Genomic DNA, 23,027 nt, shown 5'->3' with positions numbered 1-23,027 from the left:
TCACACCAGATTCTGAGACAGTTCGCGGCGCACGAAACGGCCGTGCCCGGCGCGGCCCAGGTACTCGCCGCGGTCGACGACGACGGTTCCGCGGGAGATCACCGTGTCGACGTGGCCGTCCACGGTCATGCCCTCGTAGGCCGAGTAGTCCATTCTCATGTGGTGTGTCTCGACTCCGATGGTGGTGCGGCCGTTCGGGTCGTAGACCACCAGATCCGCGTCGGCACCGGGCGACACGATGCCCTTGCGCGGGTACATCCCGAACATGCGTGCCGGCGTCGTGCAGCACACCTCGACCCACTTCTCGAGCGTGATCTTCCCCGACACCACACCCTGATACATCAGGTCCATCCGATGCTCGACCGACCCGATTCCGTTGGGGATCTTGGAGAAGTCGCCGATACCCATCTCCTTCTGGTCCTTCATGCAGAAGGGACAGTGATCCGTGCCGACCGTCGAGACGTCGCCCGTGCGGAGGTACCGCCACAGCTCGTCCTGGTGCCCCTCTGCACGGGACCGGAGCGGGGTCGAGCACACCCACTTCGCACCCTCGAAGCCCGGCGCACCGAGTTGCTCCTCGAGCGAGAGGTACAGATACTGCGGACACGTCTCTGCGAAGACGTTCTGCCCCTTGCCTCGTGCCGTCGCGATCTGCTCGAGCGCCTGTTTCGCCGACACGTGGACCACGAACAGCGGCGCTCCCGTCACGTCGGCCAGCATGATCGCGCGATGCGTCGCTTCCTCCTCGAGCTGCCACGGCCGGGACGTGCCGTGGAAGTACGGCGCCGTGTCACCGCGTGCGATCGACTGCTCGACCAGGACGTCGATGGCGATGCCGTTCTCCGCGTGCATCATCAGCAGCGCGCCGGTCTCGGCGGCAGTCTGCATCGCCCGCAGGATCTTCCCGTCGTCCGAGTAGAAGACGCCGGGATAGGCCATGAACAACTTGAAGCTGGTGACACCTTCGGAGACCAACTCGCTCATGGCCTTCAACGAGTCGCTGTCGACGTCTCCGATGATCTGATGGAAGCCGTAGTCGACGGCGCACGAACCGGCAGCCTTGTCGTGCCACGTGGCGAGGGTGTCCTGCACGCGCATCCCGGGGTTCTGGATGGCGAAGTCGACGATCGTGGTGGTTCCGCCCCACGCGGCAGCGCGCGTCCCCGTCTCGAACGAGTCGGAGGCGAAGGTGCCGCCGAACGGCATCTCCATGTGGGTGTGGCCGTCGACCCCTCCGGGGATCACGTACTTCCCGGTCGCGTCGACGACGACGTCGCTCGACGACGCGAGGTCGGCGCCCAGAAGCGTCGAACCCGGTTGCAGCACTGCGACGATCGTCTCACCGTCGATCAGGACGTCCAGGGGCTGCGACCCCGTCGGCGAGACGACGATGCCCCCGTGGACGAACGTGGTCGTCACGGTGTCACCAGGGGACCGTAGGCGTCGGGTCTGCGATCGCGGTAGAAAGCCCACCGATCGCGGACGGTCGCGATGAGCGACAGGTCCAGATCGCGGACGATCACTTCGGCCGCGCTGTCCGAGGCGACCTCGCCGACGAACTTCCCCTCGGGATCGACGAAGTAGCTCGTACCGTAGAAGTCGTTGTCGCCCAACTCCTCGACTCCCACTCGGTTGATCGCGCCGATGTAGTACTCGTTGGCCACGGCCGACGCCGGTTGCTCGAGCTTCCACAGGTAGTTCGACAGGCCTCGCGAGGTGGCGGACGGATTGAACACGATCTCCGCACCGGCCAGTCCGAGTGCGCGCCAGCCCTCCGGGAAATGGCGGTCGTAACAGATGTAGACCCCCACCTTGCCGACGGCGGTGTCGAACACGGGCCAGCCCAGGTTGCCGGGGCGGAAGTAGAACTTCTCCCAGAAGCCGTTCAGGTGCGGAATGTGGTGCTTGCGGTACTTGCCCAGGTACGTGCCGTCCGCGTCCACCACGGCAGCGGTGTTGTACAGAATGCCTGCCTGTTCCTTCTCGTAGACCGGCAGCACCATCACCATGCCGAGTTCCTTCGCGAGGGACTGGAAACGCTCGACGGTGGGTCCGGGAACCGATTCGGCGTAGTCGTAGAAGGACGCGTCCTGCACCTGGCAGAAATAGGGGCCGTAGAACAGTTCCTGAAAACAGATCACCTGCGCGCCCTGCTCGGCTGCCTGGCGGGCGTACTCCTCGTGGGCCTGGATCATCGATTCCTTGTCGCCGGTCCAGGTGGTCTGAACCAGTGCTGCTCGAACGACAGTCATGACATGACACCTCCGCGTCGGCCCCGTACCGGTGATCCTGCACCCGATCGGCCGGGTCGTCCACCGGTGGAATTCAGCCGTTCGCCACCTCGGGAGGCAGGGAGTCGAGCATGTCCACCGACGAGCCGTTCCAGCGATAACGGACCAGCGCCGGTCCGCCGGACACCTCCGCGGTCGCTTCTCCGTCCCTGAGCCATCGGTACGACACCGTCACTGTGTCGTCCAGCTGCGCATACGGATCGATGTCGGTGAACGCGTACGGACGGGCGGTCGCCGTTCCGAGGTATGCGCCGTCGTGGAAGAACAGGACCGTCGTGGGACTCGAACCGGTGGCACCGTCGGGGACGGCCACCGCCCAGGCCAGCGTGGCGCACGGATCGCCCTGGCTGTACAGGCTCCAGGCGCTGCCGGAGAAGGTGGGCAGAGAGTCGATCGCGGAGGCGACCACCGAGTCGTCCAGGCACGGATCGGCAGGAGTCTGCCTGTTGCCGTCCACCACCTCCTGCGGCAGGTCGTCCAGCATCACCACGGACGATCCGTTCCAGGTGTAGCGGACGAACCCGGGTCCGCCGGACTGCTGCGAGGTGGACTCACCCTCCCGGAGCCACCCGTACGACACCGTGACCGTGTCGTCGGTCTGCGAGGCGACGTCGGTGAACGAGTACGGCAACGCGGTGGCGGTGCCGAGGTAGGTGTCGTCGTGGAAGAACAGCACCGTCCACGGACTCGACCCCGTACCCCCGTCGAGCGCGGCGAGCGCCCACGAGAGCGTCGCGCAGGGATCGCCCTGGCGAACGAGCCGCCACCCGTTACCGAAGAACTGGGGCAGCGATTCGATGCCCGCCGCCACGACGGAGTCCTCCACACACGCGGTCGACGGTTCCGGCGCGGCCGACGACGCGGGTTCCGTACCCACCGCTGTCGAGGTCGTGGTGGTGCTCGGAGGAGGTGGCGCCGCGGAGCCCTGGCCGGAGTCGGAGCACCCGCTCGCGAACAGCACGGTGACGGCCAGGGTCGCGAGAAGTGTTCGTCTCATGATCTGTCCATCCGAGCGAACAGACCGATCGTTACGTCGTCGACGAATTCGTCATCGATCCGTGACCCGAAAGAATAGGAAACATCATTGTTGTAGAAAGGGTGACCATATCTAGGTCAGCCTGACCTTGCTGGTGGAGACGCTTTTCGCGTATTACCGTCATCGTCATGACTTCCCTCGAAATGCCCCGCGTCAGTGAGTGCAGTGTCAGCGCCTGTTCGTACAACCACGACGGATGCCACGCCTTCGCCATCAATGTCGGAGGCTCGAACGGAACGGCCGATTGCGGCACGTTCATTCCCTTGAGCACCAAGGGCGGTCTCGACACCGTCTCCACCCAGGTCGGTGCGTGCCAGCGCGTCGACTGCTCGTTCAACGACAACCTCGAGTGCAGCGCGGCAGCAGTCCGCATCGGCGCCGGCGAGTCGTCGGACACCGCGAACTGCCTCACCTACAGCAAGGCCTGACTAACCTCAGCTGAAGCCGAGCACCTTCTCGCCCCAGATCTCGCGCAGCTCACGGTCCGGATCCTCGACCAGAGCATCACGCCCGTCGATGACGAGAGTGCGACGGCGCTCGTCGTAGGGCGCCCAGTGCTTCGACCCGTCCAGCGCAGCAGGAACCCCGTGCCACGCGAACGCCACCCAGCGTCGCTGCATTCGCCGGGAGACCTGCTGCGCTGCCTTGCGCCCACCCAGCCAGAAGGTCGGGTCCCGGTCGAAGGTCCCGAAATTGCCGAAGACGTACGGCAACTCGGTGGCGTGACCGGCGCCGATACGCGCCGCGCGCAGCACGGGTGTCGCGTGATCGAAACGGTAGACGAACGTCGGCGCTCGTCGGCAATGGGCCTCCGCGATCCACAGGCTCGGCATCCGGAACCCTGCGTCGCGCGAGAGCGCCAGCGCGCCCGCACTCTTCGGCAGATCCGGGTACGCGGAGAGGATGTCGGCGATACGAGCCGGTGAGAGGTCGGGATGGTCGACGGCGATCGCCTCGAACATCGTGCTCACCGTGTCCGAGGTGACGGGCATCAACGGCGACTTCATCAGGCGGAACACCGATGCCTCGTCGTGATTCGACCCGATGATGAGCGGGACGTCGTGCGAGAAGCCCTTCTGGAACGCGGCCACCGGATACCGCGGCACCACGTCACCGTCGACGACGGGTGCGAATCCCAATGTGCCGGGCACTTTCTCGGGAATCTCGTAGACCAGCTTCTCGGCCGCCTCGACGAGCCTCTCCACCGGCATCGCCCGCAGCTCCTCCGCACGCTCCGCGGGCAGATCGACGAGTTCGAGGAACCGCTGCGCGACGGTGCGCGCGCGTTCCGGGCCGTACACCGACGTGGCCGGGGAACTCTGGGCGATCGCCTTGTGGAACAGACCCTCCGCGTGCGGTGACGTCATGAGAGTGGTCACCGACGCGCCACCGGACGACTCACCGAAGACGGTGACGTTGGTCGGGTCGCCGCCGAACGCGGCGATGCAGTCGCGCACCCACGTGAGCGCCGCGATCTGGTCGCGGAGCCCGAGATTGGTCTCGAAGACGCTGCCGTCGGTGTCGAACGACGACAGGTCCAACCACCCCAGCGCGCCCACCCGGTAGTTGACGGTCACGACCACCACCTCACCGAGGCGGGACAGGTTGCGCCCGTTGTAGATCCGTTGCGCAGATGATCCCAGGACGTAGGCGCCGCCGTGGATCCACACCATCACCGGACGGGAGATGCCGTCCGGTGTCGGGGCCCAGACGTTGAGCGTCAGGCAGTCCTCGTCCATCGGGATGGACGAGTCCATGGGAATCGGGCCGTCACGGCCCTGCGGTGCCATCGCACCGAAGGTCCTGCCGTCGCGGACCCCGTCCCACGGCTCCGGTGGGCGTGGTGCGCGGAATCGGTGCTCCGCCACGGGTGGCGCCGCGAACGGGATGCCCTTCCAACTGACCACGTCGCCGTGCCCGTAGCCGCGGATCTCACCGTCGCGCGACGAGACGACATGGCTGCTCTCGGTTGCCCCCACGAGGACCGACGTTACAGGGAGTGCGGGGATCGGACCCCGATGGTCGTCACGCTGTCACCAGTCGACCGAGCGCGAACAGGGCCGCTGGAGAGTAGCCGAGGACGAGCGGTGCCAGACCGTCCACGACCAACCACGTCGACGAGCCCGACCCCGCGCTGTCGACACCGTGTTCCAGGGTGAGCCCGGCACTCGGAGCGCCGATCCACGCGCGCCACGACCACACCCGTGCGGCCTCGTCCACGGAGTGGACCTCGAAGGACACCCGCACGCCGAGGGGTCCGCGCACCGTGCCGGTCGTGCCGGCGGCGAGACGGTCGGTGGACGCGTCGACCCCCATGATCTGCGGTGCCCACGTCGACCAGAGCGACAGGTCCATGTACCGCTCCCACGCGACGTCGGCGGAGGCGTCGCCGGTGCGTCGCAGAGTCTTCTTCATGACCGGCGGGATTCACCGTTCCGGCGCTGCTCAAACTGCCGTCAGGTCGCCGCTCCACAGCGGTCGCGCCGGGCGTAGGGTCCGAACCAAGCGAAACTCCTCCGCCATCGACCGGCGCGGCCGGTGGCCGACATGTAGGTGGACAAGGATGACCACACAGGCATCGGCCAATCACACGGCCAAAGTCATCGGCGTGACCATTGCGGCCGCCGTCGGCGGCTTCCTCTTCGGTTTCGACAGTTCCGTCATCAACGGCGCCGTCGACTCCATCCAGGGCAGATTCGCCCTCGGCGAGTTCCTCACCGGCTTCACCGTCGCGATCGCCCTGCTCGGGTGCGCGGCGGGCGCCTGGTTCGCCGGCGGACTGGCCGACCGGTGGGGACGCAAGAAGGTGATGCTGCTCGGGTCCGCGCTCTTCATCATCTCGTCGGTCGGCTCGGGTCTGGCCTTCAGCGTTCCCGACCTGATGCTGTGGCGTGTGCTCGGCGGTCTCGGCATCGGCATCGCGTCGGTGATCGCCCCCGCGTACATCGCGGAGATTTCGCCGGCCCGGATGCGCGGCAGCCTCGCGTCGCTGCAGCAGCTGGCCATCACCATCGGCATCTTCGCCGCACTGCTCTCGGACGCCGTGCTGGCGGATCGTGCGGACGGTGCGTCCAACGACCTGTGGCTCGGCCTCGAGGCCTGGCGATGGATGTTCATCGTCGGCGTGATCCCGGCCGTCGTCTACGGCGTCCTCGCGTTGCTCATCCCCGAGTCGCCGCGTTACCTCGTGGGCAAGCACCTCGACGAGGAGGCCGCGCAGATTCTCGCGAACATCACCGGCGAGAAGCACCCCAACGAGCGCATCCACGAGATCCGCCTGACTCTGCGCAAGGAGCAGCGCTCGTCGTTCGCCGACATCCGCGGTCCGCGCTTCGGTCTGCAGCCGCTGGTGTGGGTCGGCATCATCATGGCCGTCCTGCAGCAGTTCGTCGGTATCAACGCGATCTTCTACTACTCCACCACACTGTGGAAGTCGGTGGGCTTCACCGAGAGTCAGTCCTTCACCACGTCGGTCATCACCTCCGTGATCAACGTGGCCATGACGTTCGTGGCCATTCTCTTCGTCGACCGGGTGGGTCGGCGCAACCTGCTCATGGCCGGCTCCATCGGTATGTTCGTCGGTCTCCTCATGGCGGCGATCGCGTTCTCCCAGCAGATCGGCACCGGCGACGAGGTCTCCCTGCCCGATCCCTGGGGCGTCGTGGCGCTGATCGGCGCAAACCTGTTCGTGATCTTCTTCGCGTCGACGTGGGGACCGATCATGTGGGTCCTGCTCGGCGAGATGTTCCCGAACCGTATGCGCGCCATGGCTCTCGGCATCGGTACGGCCGCGAACTGGGTGGCCAACTTCGTCATCTCGCTGCTGTTCCCGTCGCTCACCGAGATGGTCGGACTCTCCATCGTCTACGGCGGCTTCGCACTCTTCGCCGCCCTGTCGTTCTTCTTCGTGAAGTCCAAGATCCCCGAGACGAAGGGCATGGAACTGGAGGACATGAAGTAGCCGCACGACCGCCGGTGCTATGGTCGGCGAGTTCTGACACGGGGTGCTTCGCGTCGCGAGGCTGAGACCACACCCGAGAACCTGATGCAGGTAATTCTGACGAAGGGATGTCACGGCCATGACGCCGTACGACCATGCGGTCGACGCTGCCTCCACCACGGATGCAGCCGACCTCACACGCTTCACCGACCTCCTCTGGGACCGCACGGCAGGCCTGCGGGCCCGGATCGGCGATCTCGAGTTCCTCACCCGACTCGGCGACGGCACCCTGCCGATCACGTCGTTCCGGACGTACATCGAGCAGGACGGCCTCTACCTCGAGGGATACGCGAAGGCCTTGGCCCTCCTGTCCTCGCGCGCCGTCGATCCGGAGGCCGGAGCGTTCTGGGCCACGTCGGCGGCCACGGCCGCGACGGTCGAGAAGTCGTTGCACACCAGCCTTCTCGCCGACGTCGCACTCGGCGGTCCGTCGGAGACGCCGGTCGAGCACAGCCAGGCGTGCCTCGGGTACGTCTCGTTCCTCACGGCGACGGCGGCGACCGACTCCTACGCCGTCGGAGCCGCGGCCGCGCTCCCCTGTTTCTGGATCTACGCCGAGGTCGGCCGCGGACTCGCGGCCTCGGCCCGCGCCGTGCTCGACGCCGATCCGCACCACCCGTACGCCCGGTGGGTGACGACGTACGACGCCGAGGACTTCCAGACCTCCGCCGCGCGCGCCCGCGAGCTCGTCGACGCGGCTGCCGAGGTGGCCGGCCCGGCCGAACGACAGCGGATGAGTGACGCGTTCGTCGTGGCGATGCGCTACGAACTGCTGTTCTGGGACACCGCCCTGAACACCGTGCCCTGGCCTGCTTCGGGGTCGGACGCATGAGGGCGCGGCACACGAGGGTCGAGCGCGTCGCGGCTCTGCTCACCGTGTCGCTCGTCGCCGCCGCGGGTCTCGCGGGCTGCGCCACGTCCGATGCCTCCGACGCGAACACGATCCGCTTCGCGCTCGACTGGACACCCAACACGAACCACACGGGCCTGTTCGTCGCCCAACAGGAGGGCTACTTCGCGGACGCCGGACTTAACGTCGAGATCCTGCCGTACAACTCGACGTCCCCCGACACGCTGATCGACTCCGGTAACGCCGAGTTCGGGATCAGCTTCCACAGCTCCGCCACCTACGCCCGCGCCGCCGGTGCGAAGGTGACCTCGGTGATGGCGCCGCTGCAGCACTGGGCCACCGGCATCGGCGTCCGCGCCGACCGGCAGGACCTCCGGAGCCCCCGCGACCTGGACGGGCGGACCTACGCCGGGTTCGGCGATGCGGGCGAGGAGGCCACCCTCCGCAAGGTGATCGAGAATGACGGTGGCACCGGCGATTTCGAGACCGTGGTGCTCGGGACGTCCGCGTACGAGGCGGTCTACTCCGGTACCGCGGACTTCACCGTCTCCTACTTCGCGTGGGAGGGTCTCGAGGCCGAGCGGGCCGGAACCCCGATGACGTACTTCGACTACACCGACTTCGGCTTCCCCGACTCGTACGCGATCGTCGTCGACGGCGGTGACGAGTGGATGGCCGAGCACCCCGAACAGGCGCGACAGTTCGTGCAGGCCTTGCAGAAGGGTTACCAGAAGGCCGCCGACGATCCCGACGCGGGCGCGCGCGATCTGATCGACGCCAACCCGGGAGCATTTCCCGACGAGGACCTGGTCGTCGAGAGTCAGCGCATGCTGGCGGAGGACTACATGCTCGACGAGAACGGCCGCGTCGGGACGCAGACCCTGGAGCGATGGTCCGGGTACTCGAAGTTCCTGTTCGACGCCGGTGTCCTGGCCGGGCCCGACGGCGCACCGCTGACCACCGAGCCCGACTGGTCGACCTACTTCACCGATGAGTACCTCGATCAGGGCTGAGCGCGGCGGACAGGTGGGGCGGTACGCGCCGGCGCTGCTGCTCGCGGCGGGCCTCGTGGCGGCCTGGCAGGTGTGCGTGGTCGTCAGCGGCATCTCGCCGCGCGTACTCCCCTCCCCCGCCCGCGTGGTCGATCAGGGCTGGACGAACCGTGCCGTCATCGCGGGTCACGCATCGTCCACCATTCAGGTCACTCTGCTCGGTTTCGCCGTCTCCCTGACGATCTCGTGGATCATCGCCACGGCCGTGGACTTCTCGCCGTGGCTGCGCCGCGCCATCGTTCCCTTGCTCGTGGTGTCGCAGACACTGCCGGTCATCGCCGTCGCTCCCCTGATGATCATCTGGTTCGGATTCGGCATCCTCCCCAAGCTCCTGGTGATCGCGCTGGTGACGTTCTTCCCGATGACCCTCGGCCTGATCGAGGGATTCGCCTCCGCGGACAAGGAGTCCGACGCACTGCTGCGCAGCATGGGAGCGTCACGGCGACAACAGTTCCGGTACGTCCGGCTCCCGTCCGCGCTGCCGCGCTTCTTCACCGCGCTCCGCATCGGGATCACCTACGCCGTCGTCGGTGCCGTCTTCTCCGAGTACGTCGGCGCCACGTCGGGTCTGGGCATCTACATGGCGCAGCAGAAGAACGCGTTCCGCACGGATCTCGTGCTGGCCGCGGTCGTGGTCACGGCGGTGTGCAGCATCGCACTCTTCCTCCTCACGTTCGTGGCCGAGCGGCTTCTCGCGCCGTGGGCGCTCGCGGCGAAGGAGGAAACGCGATGACGGATCCTGTTCTGGAGCTGACCTCGGTGCGCAAGTCCTACCCGGGGACACCGGTACTGGACGGGATCGACCTCGCCGTCGAGGGAGGACAGTTCGTGTCGATCGTCGGCCCGAGCGGCTGCGGCAAGAGCACGCTGTTCACCCTCCTCGCCGGTCTCGACGACGCGGACAGCGGCACCGTGGTGACACCGCGCTGCGCGTACATGCCGCAAAAGGATCTGTTGTTCCCGTGGCGTTCGGTTCTCGCGAACACCGCACTCGGGCTGGAGGTGCAGGGGGTTCCGAGGGCGCAGGCGCGGAGCCGGGCCCGCGACCTGTTCCCGGTCTTCGGCCTCGACGGCTTCGAGAACGCACGCCCCTCGTCGCTGTCCGGCGGGATGCGGCAGCGGGCTGCACTGCTCCGGACCGTCGTGCAGGGACGCGACGTCCTGCTGCTGGACGAGCCGTTCGGCGCTCTTGACTCGCTGACCAGGACGGCCATGCAGGACTGGTTGCAGGAGGTGTGGCAGCGGTACCGCTGGACGGTCCTGATGATCACCCACGACATCCGGGAGGCGGTGCAGGTGTCGGACCGGGTCGTCGTGCTGTCGCCGCGGCCCGCGCGGGTGGTCGCCGACGTGAGCATCGATCTGCCGCGGCCGCGACGCGCCGAGACCGCCACCACGCGGGAGTTCGCGACCTACGAACGCGCACTGCTGGACGCCCTCGGAAGCACGGGCCCTCGTCCCGGCGCGGGCGAGTAGGTTCGGTCCATGGCAGACACAGACGACACCCGCGTGGAGCACCATCCCGATCGTCAGCGTTTCGAGATCCTCGTCGGTGAGGAGGTCGCCGGCTACGCCGAGTATCGGCAGACCGATCCGACGGTCCGGGACTTCGACCACACCGTGACGCTTCCCGAGTTCCGCGGCCGCGGACTCGCGGCCGTCCTGGTGCGTCACGCACTCGACGACACACGCGCCGCGGGGCTGAAGATCGTCCCGTCGTGCTCCTACGTGCACCACTTCGTCGAGACGCACGAGGAGTACGCCGATCTGACCGTGTGAGCCGGGACTCGCGACACCGTGTCGGTGGGCCGCGTTACGGTCGCCCCATGAACGACCTGAACAGTGTCGACCTCTCGCCCGAGGCCGCCTGGAGCCGGTTCCGCACCCTGCTCGCCGATCACCTCGACGGGATGCCGGCGGGACACTCTCTGGTGCTCGCGTGCCCGCACGCCGACTCCGATCCGGTTCCGCCGTGCCTGCAGTTCTACGGATGGGACGACGAGACGGTCCGGTGCGAGGTGCTGGCGGACGAGTACCTCGCCGAGCATCGCCGGTGGACGTCCGAGGGGCGCGCACTGCTGGAGCAGTTCGGGTTCGCGCCGCCGCCGTCGCTCCCGCACACCGCTCGCCGCGACGACGAGCCGGTGAACTGGTTCGTCGATCGCCCGCGGCGCTACGCCGACCAACTCGCCGACGCCGCTGTCCGCGTCCTGCACTCGGTGTGGGGTGTCCCGCATCCGTCGTTCCTCGAGCTGGACGGTGACCTGTGCGGCCCCTTGATCGAGGACCGGTTCGGCGCGTCGTCCACGGACCCCGAGGACGCGCCGCCGTCCGACCCTGTCCCGTTCGACCCGCTGCGGCCGGTCCGCACGTCCGGTCCCGAGGCCCGTCTCGAGATCATCGAGCAGACGCTCCTGCACATCCTCGGGTTCGTGCCGCACCCCGACGAGGACGGCGACTACCCGTTCCGTCTCGGGCCGGCCTGGCTCTACCTGTGCCCCACCCCGGAGGCACCGTTCGTACAGATCCTCGCGCCGCTCGCGGCCGGCGTCACCGACGAGGCGCGAGCACTGTCGGTCGTCAACGACGTCAATCGCCGGTGGCCGCACGTCAAAGTGCTGCTGGACGAGGATCGCATCGTCGCCACCATCGACGTCACGGTGGTGCCGTTCGTCCCGCAGCACGTGGCCGACATGCTGGCCGTCATGGAGAAGTTCGCCGGCGAGGCCGCCGAGCATCTCCGGGCCGGGCTCGGGGCGCGGCCCTACCTCGACGCGTTCGGTGAACCGACGCCCGAGTACGACGCGGGTGACGGGACGGACGAGCACGGCGGTCCGGCGATTCCCGAGGCACTGCGCGCGATCGCCGAGGCAGTGTGGGAGCGCGGCGCCGACATCGACGTCGAGGAGGTGCTGAACGCGTGCGGACACGATCGCACGCGCGTCGTCCGCTTCCTGGACGTGGCGCGCGAGTGCGAGCTCTCCGCCCTCGATCGCACGCTCGACGACACCGATCCGCGAGTCGCCGCGTCGGCCGGTCTCGATGCGCGGGTCTGGCGCACCACCTCCGCGATCCTCACCTCCGCGCACCGGCGTCTGGCCGCCGACCGCGTCGACGGACCGACGCGGTCGTCCGGCTCCCAGCTCGACCTGTTCGGGACCGACCTCGCCGGCGGAACCGGTGACAGCCTCTTCGACTGACGAGAAGGGTGCTGCCGATAGCCTTCGATGTGTGGTGACCACTCCGCGCTACGGCGGCGACAGCCTGTCCGATCTTCTGCCGTCGGTGCTCGGCGCACTCGGCGTCCCCGGTGAGTCCGACACCGTCGGGCTGGGGTTGTCCGGGGTCCGGCGGGTCTGCGTACTGCTGGTCGACGGCCTCGGAGCTCGACAGTTGGCGGCGCACGCCTCGGCAGCGCCGACACTCTCCTCGCTCACCGAGCGGGTCGTCACCGCCACGTTCCCGTCCACCACCGCGACGTCGTTGGCGTCACTGGGCACCGGACGCACGCCCGGTGAGCACGGCATCGTCGGCTACCTCACCGCCGTGCCCGGCTTCGACCGTCCGATGAATCCGCTGCACTGGCGTCTGCACGGTCAGGGACCCCGCGTCGATCTGCTCGCCGAGCTCGTTCCTGAACAGTTCCAACCTCGCGACACCGTGTTCGAGCGCGCCGCGGCGGACGGGGTGTCCGTCACTCGCATCGCGCCGTCCTACCAGCGCGAGTCCGGGCTCACCCGCGCCGTGCTGCGCGGCGGGGACTTCTCCGCGTCGGTGTCCGCGGGCGACCTCGTCGCCGAGACCTCGCGCGCGCTGCGGCGCGGCCGGCGGTCCCTCGTCTACTCGTACTGGTCCGAACTCGACCTCACCGGCCACGTGCGCGGGCCGGACTCCGACGCGTGGCGCCACGAGCTGACTCAGGTCGACACCATCGTCGCCGGCATCCTCGGCGAGTTGCCCTCCAACGCAGCGCTGATCGTCACCGCCGATCACGGGATGGTGCAGATCGGCACCCGCGTGGACATCGACGCGACGCCCGCGCTCACCGCCGACGTCCGGATGATCTGCGGCGAACCCCGCGCGCGCCACGTCTTCGCCGACGCCGGCGCCGCTGCCACGGTGCTCGATGCCTGGCGGGAGACCCTGGGTCCGGACCACCTGGTGGTGGGCCGCGACGATGCGGTCTCCCGGGGCTGGTTCGGGCCGTCGGTGCGCCCCGACGTCGCGGCGTGCATCGGTGACGTCCTGGCTCTGGCTCTCGGCGACGGCGCCCTGATCCGCCGCGGGGCCGAACCGAACCAGTCGGCGCTGCCCGGCCATCACGGCTCCCTGACCGACGTCGAGATGACCGTTCCTCTCCTCGTGGCACGGGGCTGACACGCCAAGAATCGCCCTGATTCCAACGCTTCGCGGGGCGCCGCGACGGTCCTACGGTGGGACGAGTGACCCTCGACAACTTTTCTCTCGCCCTGCACTGGTTCCTTCCCACCTACGGCGACAGCAGGGCGATCGTCGGCGGCGGACACGGCACGCGAGTCGGCGCCGCAGGCGGAGATCGTCGCGCGAGCATCGGGTACCTGTCGTCCATCGGCCGCGCGGCCGAGGATTTCGGCTTCACCGGTGCACTCACCCCGGCCGGCGCGTGGTGCGAGGACGCGTGGCTCACCACGGCGATGCTCGCCCGCGAGACCGAGAAGCTCGCATTCCTCATCGCCTTCCGACCGGGTCTGATCAGCCCGACCCTCGCGGCGCAGATGTCGGCGACGTTCAGCAACCATGCGCCCGGCCGACTCCTGCTCAACGTCGTCACCGGGGGCGAGGCTCACGAGCAGCGTCAGTACGGCGATCACCTGTCCAAGGACGAGCGGTACGCCCGCACGGACGAGTTCCTCACCATCGTCCGCGGCCTCTGGCGCGGCGAGTCGGTGACGCACCAGGGCACGCACATCCAGGTCGAGGACGCGTCGCTGCCGTTCCTCCCCGACCCCACGCCTCCGCTGTACTTCGGCGGCTCCTCTCCCGCTGCGGGCCCGGTGGCGGCGGACCACTCCGACGTCTATCTCACGTGGGGTGAGCCGACCACGGCCGTCGCGAAGAAGATCGAGTGGATCCGCGGACTCGCGGCCGAGCGCGGACGCACCGTGCGCTTCGGCATCCGCCTGCATGTGATCACCCGCGACACGTCCGAGGAGGCCTGGAAGCAGGCTGGCGCGCTCGTCGAGGCGCTCGGCGAGGACGCCGTCGCGACGGCGCAGTCCAACCTGGCGCGGAGCGAGTCGGTGGGCCAGCGCGCGATGCTCGCCCTGCACGAGGAGAGCCGCAGGACCGGGTCCTGGAAGGACCCGCGCGCACTCGAGATCTCCCCCAACCTGTGGGCTGGTGTCGGCCTGGTGCGCGGCGGAGCCGGAACGGCCCTCGTCGGGAGCCACACCGAGGTGGCCGATCGCATCGCGGAGTACGCGGCCGTCGGCATCGACGAGTTCGTTCTCTCCGGTTATCCACATCTCGAGGAGCTGTACTGGTTCGGCGAGGGTGTCATTCCCCAGCTGCGCAGCCGCGGACTGTTCTCCGGCGGCGCCGCGGCACGCGCCACCGGCCACACCCCGTTCCTCCCCGCCCGATGACCACCGAACCCGCCCCGAGGACGCTGCCGCCGGTGCTCGACGACGATGCTGCGCTGGCCGTCGCCGCCGCGCTCGGGGCGAAGATCGCCCCGTCCGCGATCGAACGTGACCGCGATCGACGGCTGCCCGGCCCGGAACTGGACCTGCTGTCCGCGTCGGGACTGCTGGGCATCACCGTGCCCGCGGAGTTCGGCGGCAGGCCGGTCTCGGCGCGCACCCTCGCCTCGGTGTTCCTCTCGCTCGCTCGCGGGGACGCCAGCATCGCGCAGATACCGCAGAGCCACATGACCTTCCTCGACGCGCTGCGGCGACAGGGATCGACGGAGCAACAGCGACGCTTCTTCGCCGAGGCCCTCGCCGGTCGCCGCTTCGCCAACGCCCAGAGCGAGCGCGGCACACCGTCCATCGCGGTCGACCGGACCACGGTGACGTCCCGTCCGGACGGCACCTCGTCGCTGAACGGCACCAAGTACTACTCGACGGGCGCGCTCTTCGCACACTGGTTGGTGGTCCGCGGCGTGCAGGCGGGCCCCGGCGAGCAGGGTGATCAGAGCCGGAAGGTGCTGGCCTACATCCCGGCGGACGCACCCGGGGTGCTCGTCGAGGACGACTGGGACGGGCTCGGGCAGCGCACGACGGCCAGCGGCACCGTGACCCTGACGGACGTCGTGGTGCCCGCCGACTCCCTCGTGCCGTACTCCGCCCTCTTCGACGGCGCGACCACCTACGGGGCGCGCGCTCAGTTGTTGCACGCCGCCATCGACGCCGGCATCGCCCGCGCCGCCGTCGACATCGCTCGCGAGGTCGTGGTCGTCGCTCGCCCTCCGGTGGACGCCGACGTGGCGACGGCCGACCGGGATCCGTTGCTGCTGCAGCAGTTCGGCGAAGTGGAGATCGGGGTGCGCGGGGCCGAGGCGCTCGTGCGCGAGGCCGGCGAGGCGATCGACGTGGCCGAGCGCGAGCTCACACCGGACAGCGCCGCCGCGGCCTCCATCGCGACGGCAGCGGCCAAGGTCGCCTCGGCGCGTGCGTCCCTCGACGCCACCACGGCACTGTTCGACGCGGGCGGAACTCGCAGTGCCGCAGCCTCTCTACGGCTGGACAGGCTGTGGCGCGACGCGAGGACCCACACGCTCCACGACCCTGTGCGATGGAAGACTCAGCACGTCGGCCGGTACGCGCTCACCGGGGCGCACCCGCCGCGCCACGGACTGATCTAGTCGCGCACCGGTGTCGCGGCGTAGGGACGGCCGAACTGCGTCCGGACTCCGTCGGAGTACAGCACGGAGTCCGGCGGACGGGCGGCCAGGTCCCCCACGCCCGCCGCGGCCATGAGCTGGTCGTCGCAGCGCACCAGGGTCGCCGCGCGCAGCGGCCACCGGCGGTGGGTGTTGGGGACGAAGACGGGTCGGCTCGCGACGGACGTGTGCATCCCCCACCGAGCGGTGAGGAACACCGACAGCGGATCGTCGGACATGTCGGTGTCGCCGGGGGACACGGTGAAGTCGGTCGTCGCACCACGGTGTGGCGGTGCCAGTCGCCGAGAGCGGTAGCCGACGACCCGGTTCCGAGGATCACCGTCGTCGACGATGTCGATGTGCGACCAGCGATACCGCACCCCCGCCGCGTTCGTGGCCAGCACCACTGCGGCACGGGTGGCGTCGAGAGAACGGAACACGACCCCTCGGCGACCGTCACCGTCGCGGCTGTAGAGCCGCACGTTGATCTCGCCGAAGGTTCCGAGTCGCGGTACCGGTCGGCCGTACCCCAACCCGGCCCCCACCATCTCGAAGCCGATCAGTCCGACATAGGTGTACCCGTCCATCGTGTCGGGCGCGATGCCGCGAGGCAGGAACGGCGCGACGACGTCCGGGGCGACACGCCAGTGCAGGAACACGAGGCGTTCCCACCGCTGGTCCATGATCACGGGGCGCGGCAGAACAGGCGGGCGAGGCCAGAGATCGACGCTCCGATCACGCACCGAAGAGGTTCTTGGCCTTGAGGATCAGCTCGTAGACACCCCAGGCGAAGGGAACCCCGACCCACAGCCAGGACACCACCACGACGGGCACACGCGCGCCCTGCTTCGTCTCGCTCATACCGTCGCCTCGTTCTTGTCGTTCGTACCCTCGTCGGTCGCAGTGCCCGGCGTCGTCGCCTCCGGGTCCGGCTCCGAGTACTTCGGATCCACGGGCTTGATCAGTTCGTTCGCGACGAAGCCGATGGACAGCAGGACGATCATCGTCACGAACGCGGGGACGTACCGTCCGGTGGTTCCCTCCTCGCCGAGGTCGGCGATCGCGTTGACGATCAGTGGTCCGAGCACGCCCGCGACCGACCAGGCCGTCAACAGTCGTCCGTGGATGGCCCCGACCTGATAGGTGCCGAACAGGTCACGCAGGTAGGCGGGCGCCGTGGCGAAGCCTGCACCGTAGAACGACAGGATGACCATCGCGCTGACGAGGAACAGGACCTTGTTCGTGTTCGTGAAGAGCGAGATGTACAGGTAGAGAAGCGCGCCCACACCGAGGTAGAGACGATAGATGTTCTTGCGACCCACCAGGTCGGACACCGACGACCACACGAACCGGCCGAGCATGTTCGTCAGCGAGAGGAACGCGACGAAGCCCGCGGCCGCTGCCACCACGGATTCCGGGGCGGTGGGGTCGGGAAAGAAGTCGGTGTAGATGCCCGCGGCGCGCTCGAGGATACCGATGCCGGCGGTGACGTTGAAGCACAACACGATCCACAGCAACCAGAACTGCGGGGTCTTGACGGCGTTCGCCGCGGACACGCGGGCGGTGTGCTGACCCGCCGGGGTCTGCGGTGGCGTCCACCCGGCCGGCTTCCAGTCGTCGGCGGGAACCCGGATCAGCACGACGCCGAGCGCCATGAAGACGGCGTAGCCGAGGCCGAGCGTGAGGAACGTCGTGGCGATCGAGGCATCGGTGTTGCCGCCGTATGCGGACAGGAGCTTGGTGGTCAGGGGCGAGGCCACCAGGGCGCCGCCGCCGAATCCCATGATCGCGATACCCGTCGCCATGCCCGGGCGATCGGGGAACCACTTGATCAGCGTGGAGACCGGGGAGATGTACCCGATGCCGAGGCCGATGCCGCCGACGAGTCCGTATCCGACGATCACCAACCAGAACTGGTCGAGGCTCATGCCGAGGGCGGAGATGAGCAGCCCGGAGCAGAAGAAGAGGAGCGACATCGTCATGGCCCACCGCGGACCATGCGTCTCCACCTTCGTCCCGAGCACGGCTGCGGAGAGGCCGAGCATGACGATGGCCAGCTGGAACGGGATCGCGGTCATCGTCCCGCTCAGTCCCATGGCGGTGTCGGACGAGATGGCGGCCTTGAACACGCTCCACGCGTAGGCCTGGCCGATCGCGAGATGAATCGCGAGGGCGGCCGGCGGAATGAGCCAGCGGCTCCATCCCGGTGGCGCGACGATACGGGCGCGTTCGAGTACTGCTGGCATGGAGGTCGTCCTTCCGGCGCGGGTCACGCGCTCAGAGGTCGACCGCGTACTACCGTGCTTTCACCGATCCGACTCGTTCCAAACAGGACGAAGGCACGGGCGCACGTCAGAGCGTGTCCCGCGAGATCTGATCGGACACCGAATGGGTGTTGTCGGCCGAGATCTCCCGCGTACCGGACCGGGAGATGAGATCGTCGATGCGCTGGTCGAGGCCCACGGTGCGATGCACGGCGTCCAGGCTCCGGTGCTCGATCTCCGCCACCGCGATCTCGTCGACCACGCGTGACAACGCGGCGACCCGGTCGATCACCTGATCCCACACCGGGATGAGATCGGCTCGGCGCACGAGCACCTCGCGTCGACCCTCCTCGTCCACCGTGTCCCCCTGCGCCTCGAAGGCCGCGGTGAGTTCCGCGTCCAACTGGGCGAGTGCGACCACGTCCACCGCGATCTGCACCAGTTCGGTTCCCGGGTCGAGCTGCGCCCGGGCCACCGCGAACAGGTCCGAGCGCCAGATCCGCGAGGAGAGGATCCGGTCGTGGTACATCCCGGCGAGGAACAGCAGGGTGTCGTAGCGATCGGCGAACCGATCCGCGTCCGTGCCCGCGAGGGTGCGGACGACGTCGGCGCCCCGCGCGTGCAGCGTGTCGAGGCGCTCCGCCGCGGCGCCGCCGAGGATCCCTCGGGCTCGCGAGAGTGGACCCGGTCCGACACCGAGCGGAGTCGGCGTGTGCCGCAACGCCTCGAAGAGGGCGGTGCGCTGGTCGACGTCGAGGTGGATGCCCTCGCGCCGCTCCCGGCGGATCGCGCGGACCCCCGACGCGTAGTGACCGGAACTCATCACGAACCGCGTGCGGTACGACCCCAGTCGACGTTCGAGCAGCACGTGCCGTTGCAGCAGAGCCAGGCGCGTGGGCCCGGTGCGCAGTACGGCCGTGCGACCGTCGATCCAGTGCAGCTCCTCCGTGATCAGCCGCAGGGTGCCGAATCCGCCCAGTGCGGGGAACTTCCGGCCGGCGCGCAGGCGCGCGAGCGCGATGCCGCGCGTCTCCTCATCGAGACGACCCAGTGCGACGAGCAGCGCGGCGCGGTCGGACAGCGGCTCGTGAGCGCGTCCGGACCGGTCCGACTCGATGCGCGTCGACTCGGCGATGTTCCGCACGGTGTCCGCTCGACGGGCACGCATGTCCGCGGGGTCACTCGTCACCGTTCTCCACCTCCCCCACCGATTCTGCAGGTGCCACCAGTGTTCCAGATCGAGTCGGGACACGGTTCTCACGTCCGCGGCCACCCCCGCGCGGCACTACCATCGAAGCGTGACGAACATCGAACGACTACGCCACCTCGCCGGGCTCCACGGCGTCGCCACGTCGTACGAGGGGTGGGACAAGGCCCGCCGCGACGTCGGTGAATCCACCCTCCGCTCGGTCCTGACGGCGCTCGACGTGCCCGTCGACAGCGACGACGACATCGAGACCGCGATCGTCGATCACGACGAGGCACCCTGGCGGCGCACCGTGCCGGCGGTCGTCGTGGTCACGTCCGGCAAGGATCACCACGTTCCCGTCCACGTGCCGCACGGGACGTCCGTGACGGTCACCGTCGAGCTCGAGGACGGCGGCACGCGCGAGGCGGCTCAGCAGGACGTCTGGGTCGACCCCCGCGAGATCGACGGCGCCCTCGTCGGCCGAGCCACGTTCGCCGTCCCGGTCGATCTCCCGCTCGGATGGCACACGCTGCGCGCGGAGGGGGACGACGGTCTCGAGGCGTCGTGCACGCTGGTCGTCACGCCGGCCCGTCTGTCCACCGCCGAGGGACTGTCCGATCGTCAACGATGGGGCGTGCTGGCGCAGCTCTACTCCATCCGGTCCGCACAGTCGTGGGGCATCGGCGATCTGGCCGATCTGGCCGACATGGCGGCGATCCTGGGCGGCGAGCACGGAGCGGATTACGTCCTGGTCAATCCGTTGCACGCCGCGGCGCCGCGGCCACCGATCGAGGCCTCGCCCTATCTGCCGACCACCCGTCGATTCTTCAATCCGCTCTACATCCGCGTCGAGAACATCCGCGAGACAGCGATGCTGCCGCGCGACAGGTATGCCCGCATCCGCGACACCGCGCGCCGACTGCACCGCGCCGACGGTCGCACGGACGATCTGGACAGGGACAAGTCTCTGCGCGCGAAACTCCGTGCGCTCGAAGCGATCTTCCTTGTTCCGCGGAGCGCGTCCCGCCAGGCCGCGTTCGACGAGTTCCGCGCCGCGGAGGGCGTGGGCCTGCACAACTTCGCCACGTGGTGCGCACTGACGGAGAAGCTGTCGCCGGACGACACGCGATGGCAGACGAAGGCCGCCGCCCCCGGCACGCCGTGGGTCCAGCGGCAGCAGGCGAAACTCGCGCATCGCATCGAGTTCCACAGCTGGCTCCAGTGGATCTGCGACGAGCAGCTGGCCGAGGCCCAGGCCACCGCGCACCGGGCCGGAATGGCCATCGGTGTCGTGCACGATCTGGCTGTGGGAGTGCAGCTCTCGGGTGCCGACGCCTGGTCCCTGGGTTCCGCACTGGCCGAGGGCGTGACCGTCGGCGCTCCCCCGGACGACTTCAATCAGCAAGGGCAGCAGTGGAACCAGCCACCCTGGCGGCCCGACCGGCTGGCCGAACTCGGGTACGCACCGTATCGTGACATGCTGCGCACCGTGCTCAAGCACGCGGGCGGGCTGCGGGTCGACCACATCCTCGGACTGTTCCGGCTCTGGTGGATCCCCACCGATGCCGAGACTCCCGCGGGCGGTACCTATGTCACGTACGACCACGAGGCGCTCATCGGCATCCTCGCGCTCGAGGCGGAACTGGCCGGCGCCGTGGTCATCGGTGAGGACCTCGGCGTCTTCGAACCCGTCGTCCAGGACTACCTGGCCGAGCGGGGCGTGCTGGGCACGTCCATCCTGTGGTTCGAGCGGGACGACGACGGCCCCATCGCCCCGGAGAAGTACCGCGAGCTGTGCCTGACCTCGGTGACCACCCACGACCTGCCGCCCACCGCCGGGTACCTGGCGGGTGAGCACATCGATCTGCGATCGCGGCTCGGCCTCCTCGAGAGAGCCGTCGACGAGGAGCGTGCGCAGGACGAGGAACAGCGTGAGTCCGTGCTGGACCTCGCGCGCGAGCGTGGCCTGCTCGCGGACGGTGCGTCCACCGGGGAGACGGTCGCGGCGCTGTACCGGCTGATCCAGCGCAGCCCGTCCCTGCTCATCGGAGTGGCACTGGTGGACATGGTCGGCGAGCACCGCATCCAGAACCAGCCGGGAACCGACGAGACCCAGTATCGGAACTGGCGCGTTCCCCTCGCCGACGCCGCGGGCCGCGCGGTCTCGGTGGAGGACCTGCGGCGCGCGGACCCGTTGGTGCAGTACTGAGACGCCCTCACCCCGCCGACGCGGCGGGGTGAGGGTGGTCGTCAGATCGCGCCGAGCAGGGACTCGTCGTCGCGCTTCTCGCCGCTCTTCAGCATCTCGCGCGCGGTGTCGAGTCCTTCCCACACGTTCCACATCAGCACACCGCGGAGCACGGAGTCGTCGTCGAGGTAGTACACGACACCCTCCTTGCCTGGCGTCTTCCAGTCCTCGACCGTCCTGAGGTCGGTGCTCATCGTGCCCACCGCCTGGTAACCGTTGTCGAACACGTCGGAGTAGAAGTACGGCGTGTACGTGTACGGCTCGGTGGAGCCGGCCATGATCTTGCCGACCGTCTTTCCCATGCTGTTGGCGTTGTCCACGTGCTCGATGCGACGACGGCCCAGGATCGCGTCGGGGTAGTTGGCGACGTCGCCCGCGGCGTAGACGTGCTCGTCCGCCGTGCGCAGGAACTCGTCGACCACGATGCCGTTGTCGACGTCGAGCCCCGACTGCTCCGCGAGGTCGGTGTTCGGCGTCACGCCGAGCCCGAAGACCACCGCGTCGGCATCGATCGTGGAACCGTCGCTGAGGGTCAGCGACACCGCATTGCCCTGCTGCGCACCGGAGTCGACCTTGACACCCGTGCGGACCGTGACCCCGTGGTCCTCGAAGTCCTGCTGGAACACCGACGCGAGGTCCGCGGGGAACATATGGCCGCCCACCACGTCGTCACTGCTCACCAGGGTGACGGTGACCTTGTTCTGCGCGAGCGCCGCGGCGATCTCGGTGCCGATGTAACCACCGCCCACCACGACGATGTGGGTGCCCTCCGTCGCCAACGCCCGCAGGCGCCGGTAGTCCGCGAAGGTGCGGAAGTAGACGACCCGCTCGGACGGACGCAGGTCCAGCATCGTCGGGGTCGCCCCGGTCGCCAGCAACAGCGATCCGTAGTGGTGGGTGTCCCCCTTGTCGGTGGTCACCGTGCGGGCGTCGCGATCGATCGCCGTGACCGTCGTCGACAACACCAGCGTCGCACCCGTCTCCTCGGTGCCCAACGGCACCTCGTCGGTGGTGAACTCCGCGTCGGTCCACAGCTTCTTGCTCAGCGCGGGGCGGGTGTAGGGACCGTCGACGTCGGAGCCGACGACGAGGATGGTGCCGTTCTCGTCGTGCTCGCGGATCCCCTTGGCGGCGTTGTCGGCCACCATTCCTCCGCCGACGATGACGTAGTCGTACTCGGACACGTTGTACCCCTCTTCATGAGCCGTGCGCGCCGACCGAGTCGGGCCGCGCGT

22 protein-coding genes and 1 riboswitch are annotated in these 23,027 nt (G+C 68.7%); of the genes, 12 read left to right on the top strand and 10 right to left on the bottom strand.

The window, feature by feature from the left end; genetic code table 11:
* The 3 genes from hydA to J4E04_RS05670 all read right to left on the bottom strand — a co-directional run bounded on the left by hydA (nucleotide 1) and on the right by J4E04_RS05670 (nucleotide 3,288).
* Nucleotides 1-1,419, bottom strand: a complete 1,419-nt coding sequence (gene hydA / locus J4E04_RS05680) for a dihydropyrimidinase (RefSeq protein ID WP_490150130.1) — start codon at nucleotides 1,417-1,419, stop codon at nucleotides 1-3.
* Nucleotides 1,416-2,252, bottom strand: coding sequence for a nitrilase-related carbon-nitrogen hydrolase (locus J4E04_RS05675; RefSeq protein WP_490150129.1), 837 nt, complete (start codon nucleotides 2,250-2,252; stop codon nucleotides 1,416-1,418). The genes hydA and J4E04_RS05675 overlap by 4 nt, the downstream gene beginning before the upstream one ends.
* 73 nt (nucleotides 2,253-2,325) lie before the next feature.
* Nucleotides 2,326-3,288, bottom strand: a complete 963-nt coding sequence (locus tag J4E04_RS05670) for an LppP/LprE family lipoprotein (protein ID WP_490150128.1) — start codon at nucleotides 3,286-3,288, stop codon at nucleotides 2,326-2,328.
* A gap of 167 nt (nucleotides 3,289-3,455) precedes the next feature.
* On the opposite strand from J4E04_RS05670, the gene J4E04_RS05665 reads away from it, so the two are divergent.
* Entirely contained in the window at nucleotides 3,456-3,755 is a 300-nt protein-coding gene (locus J4E04_RS05665) for a DUF1540 domain-containing protein (protein ID WP_027504961.1), read from the top strand.
* A 6-nt stretch (nucleotides 3,756-3,761) separates the two neighbouring features.
* Here the strand turns inward: J4E04_RS05665 and J4E04_RS05660 are convergent, their stop codons facing one another.
* Nucleotides 3,762-5,306, bottom strand: a complete 1,545-nt coding sequence (locus tag J4E04_RS05660; RefSeq protein ID WP_490150127.1) for a carboxylesterase/lipase family protein — start codon at nucleotides 5,304-5,306, stop codon at nucleotides 3,762-3,764.
* Between the two features lie 46 nt (nucleotides 5,307-5,352).
* Nucleotides 5,353-5,742 carry an SRPBCC family protein gene (locus tag J4E04_RS05655; protein ID WP_222632754.1) on the bottom strand — a complete coding sequence of 130 codons (390 nt, stop codon included), beginning with the start codon at nucleotides 5,740-5,742 and terminating at the stop codon, nucleotides 5,353-5,355.
* A gap of 148 nt (nucleotides 5,743-5,890) precedes the next feature.
* Here J4E04_RS05655 and J4E04_RS05650 point away from each other — a divergent pair, with 148 nt between their 5' ends.
* The 10 genes from J4E04_RS05650 (at nucleotide 5,891) to J4E04_RS05605 (ending at nucleotide 16,073) form a co-directional block, all read left to right on the top strand.
* Nucleotides 5,891-7,288: a sugar porter family MFS transporter gene (locus tag J4E04_RS05650; RefSeq protein ID WP_027504958.1), complete on the top strand. Its 1,398-nt coding sequence runs from the start codon at nucleotides 5,891-5,893 to the stop codon at nucleotides 7,286-7,288.
* 29 nt (nucleotides 7,289-7,317) lie between these two features.
* Nucleotides 7,318-7,413: riboswitch (TPP riboswitch) on the top strand.
* Nucleotides 7,407-8,159, top strand: coding sequence for a TenA family protein (locus J4E04_RS05645; RefSeq protein WP_490150126.1), 753 nt, complete (start codon nucleotides 7,407-7,409; stop codon nucleotides 8,157-8,159). Its footprint overlaps the riboswitch before it by 7 nt.
* A complete protein-coding gene (locus J4E04_RS05640) occupies nucleotides 8,156-9,190 on the top strand; it encodes an ABC transporter substrate-binding protein (protein ID WP_490150125.1) in 1,035 nt (344 codons plus the stop codon). Before J4E04_RS05645 ends, J4E04_RS05640 begins: the two co-directional genes overlap by 4 nt.
* Nucleotides 9,168-9,962, top strand: coding sequence for an ABC transporter permease (locus J4E04_RS05635; protein WP_490150124.1), 795 nt, complete (start codon nucleotides 9,168-9,170; stop codon nucleotides 9,960-9,962). The genes J4E04_RS05640 and J4E04_RS05635 overlap by 23 nt, the downstream gene beginning before the upstream one ends.
* Nucleotides 9,959-10,705 carry an ABC transporter ATP-binding protein gene (locus J4E04_RS05630; RefSeq protein ID WP_222639156.1) on the top strand — a complete coding sequence of 249 codons (747 nt, stop codon included), beginning with the start codon at nucleotides 9,959-9,961 and terminating at the stop codon, nucleotides 10,703-10,705. Before J4E04_RS05635 ends, J4E04_RS05630 begins: the two co-directional genes overlap by 4 nt.
* Nucleotides 10,706-10,714: 9 nt before the next feature.
* On the top strand, nucleotides 10,715-11,008 hold the full coding sequence (locus J4E04_RS05625) for a GNAT family N-acetyltransferase (protein WP_027504953.1): 294 nt from the start codon (nucleotides 10,715-10,717) through the stop codon (nucleotides 11,006-11,008).
* Nucleotides 11,009-11,055: 47 nt separating this feature from the next.
* A complete protein-coding gene (locus J4E04_RS05620) occupies nucleotides 11,056-12,429 on the top strand; it encodes a TY-Chap domain-containing protein (RefSeq protein WP_490150123.1) in 1,374 nt (457 codons plus the stop codon).
* 31 nt (nucleotides 12,430-12,460) lie between these two features.
* The gene (locus J4E04_RS05615; RefSeq protein ID WP_490150122.1) at nucleotides 12,461-13,606 is read left to right on the top strand and encodes an alkaline phosphatase family protein; all 1,146 of its coding nucleotides are present in this window, start codon (nucleotides 12,461-12,463) and stop codon (nucleotides 13,604-13,606) included.
* Nucleotides 13,607-13,671: 65 nt separating this feature from the next.
* Nucleotides 13,672-14,853, top strand: coding sequence for an LLM class flavin-dependent oxidoreductase (locus J4E04_RS05610; protein ID WP_490150121.1), 1,182 nt, complete (start codon nucleotides 13,672-13,674; stop codon nucleotides 14,851-14,853).
* Nucleotides 14,850-16,073, top strand: coding sequence for an SfnB family sulfur acquisition oxidoreductase (locus tag J4E04_RS05605; protein WP_490150120.1), 1,224 nt, complete (start codon nucleotides 14,850-14,852; stop codon nucleotides 16,071-16,073). The genes J4E04_RS05610 and J4E04_RS05605 overlap by 4 nt, the downstream gene beginning before the upstream one ends.
* Here J4E04_RS05605 and J4E04_RS05600 read toward each other — a convergent pair.
* The 4 genes from J4E04_RS05600 to J4E04_RS05585 all read right to left on the bottom strand — a co-directional run bounded on the left by J4E04_RS05600 (nucleotide 16,070) and on the right by J4E04_RS05585 (nucleotide 19,544).
* On the bottom strand, nucleotides 16,070-16,834 hold the full coding sequence (locus tag J4E04_RS05600; protein WP_490150119.1) for a YqjF family protein: 765 nt from the start codon (nucleotides 16,832-16,834) through the stop codon (nucleotides 16,070-16,072). The genes J4E04_RS05605 and J4E04_RS05600 overlap by 4 nt on opposite strands.
* On the bottom strand, nucleotides 16,827-16,952 hold the full coding sequence (locus J4E04_RS05595; RefSeq protein WP_261770158.1) for an MFS transporter small subunit: 126 nt from the start codon (nucleotides 16,950-16,952) through the stop codon (nucleotides 16,827-16,829). Before J4E04_RS05595 ends, J4E04_RS05600 begins: the two co-directional genes overlap by 8 nt.
* Nucleotides 16,949-18,337 carry an OFA family MFS transporter gene (locus J4E04_RS05590; protein ID WP_051613185.1) on the bottom strand — a complete coding sequence of 463 codons (1,389 nt, stop codon included), beginning with the start codon at nucleotides 18,335-18,337 and terminating at the stop codon, nucleotides 16,949-16,951. The genes J4E04_RS05595 and J4E04_RS05590 overlap by 4 nt, the downstream gene beginning before the upstream one ends.
* A gap of 106 nt (nucleotides 18,338-18,443) precedes the next feature.
* Nucleotides 18,444-19,544 (bottom strand): hypothetical protein, encoded by a 1,101-nt coding sequence (locus J4E04_RS05585; protein WP_490150118.1) that lies wholly within the window; start codon nucleotides 19,542-19,544, stop codon nucleotides 18,444-18,446.
* 109 nt (nucleotides 19,545-19,653) lie between these two features.
* Between J4E04_RS05585 and malQ the strand changes: the two genes are divergently transcribed.
* The gene (gene malQ, locus J4E04_RS05580; protein ID WP_490150117.1) at nucleotides 19,654-21,753 is read left to right on the top strand and encodes a 4-alpha-glucanotransferase; all 2,100 of its coding nucleotides are present in this window, start codon (nucleotides 19,654-19,656) and stop codon (nucleotides 21,751-21,753) included.
* Nucleotides 21,754-21,794: 41 nt separating this feature from the next.
* Here malQ and J4E04_RS05575 read toward each other — a convergent pair whose 3' ends face one another.
* Nucleotides 21,795-22,976 (bottom strand): NAD(P)/FAD-dependent oxidoreductase, encoded by a 1,182-nt coding sequence (locus J4E04_RS05575; protein WP_490150116.1) that lies wholly within the window; start codon nucleotides 22,974-22,976, stop codon nucleotides 21,795-21,797.
* Nucleotides 22,977-23,027 lie beyond the last annotated feature (51 nt).

Source organism: Rhodococcus sp. NFXS4 (assembly GCF_058139645.1).
The sequence above is the reverse complement of the archived record's forward strand: the minus strand, read 5'-3'. Positions and strand labels throughout refer to the sequence as shown.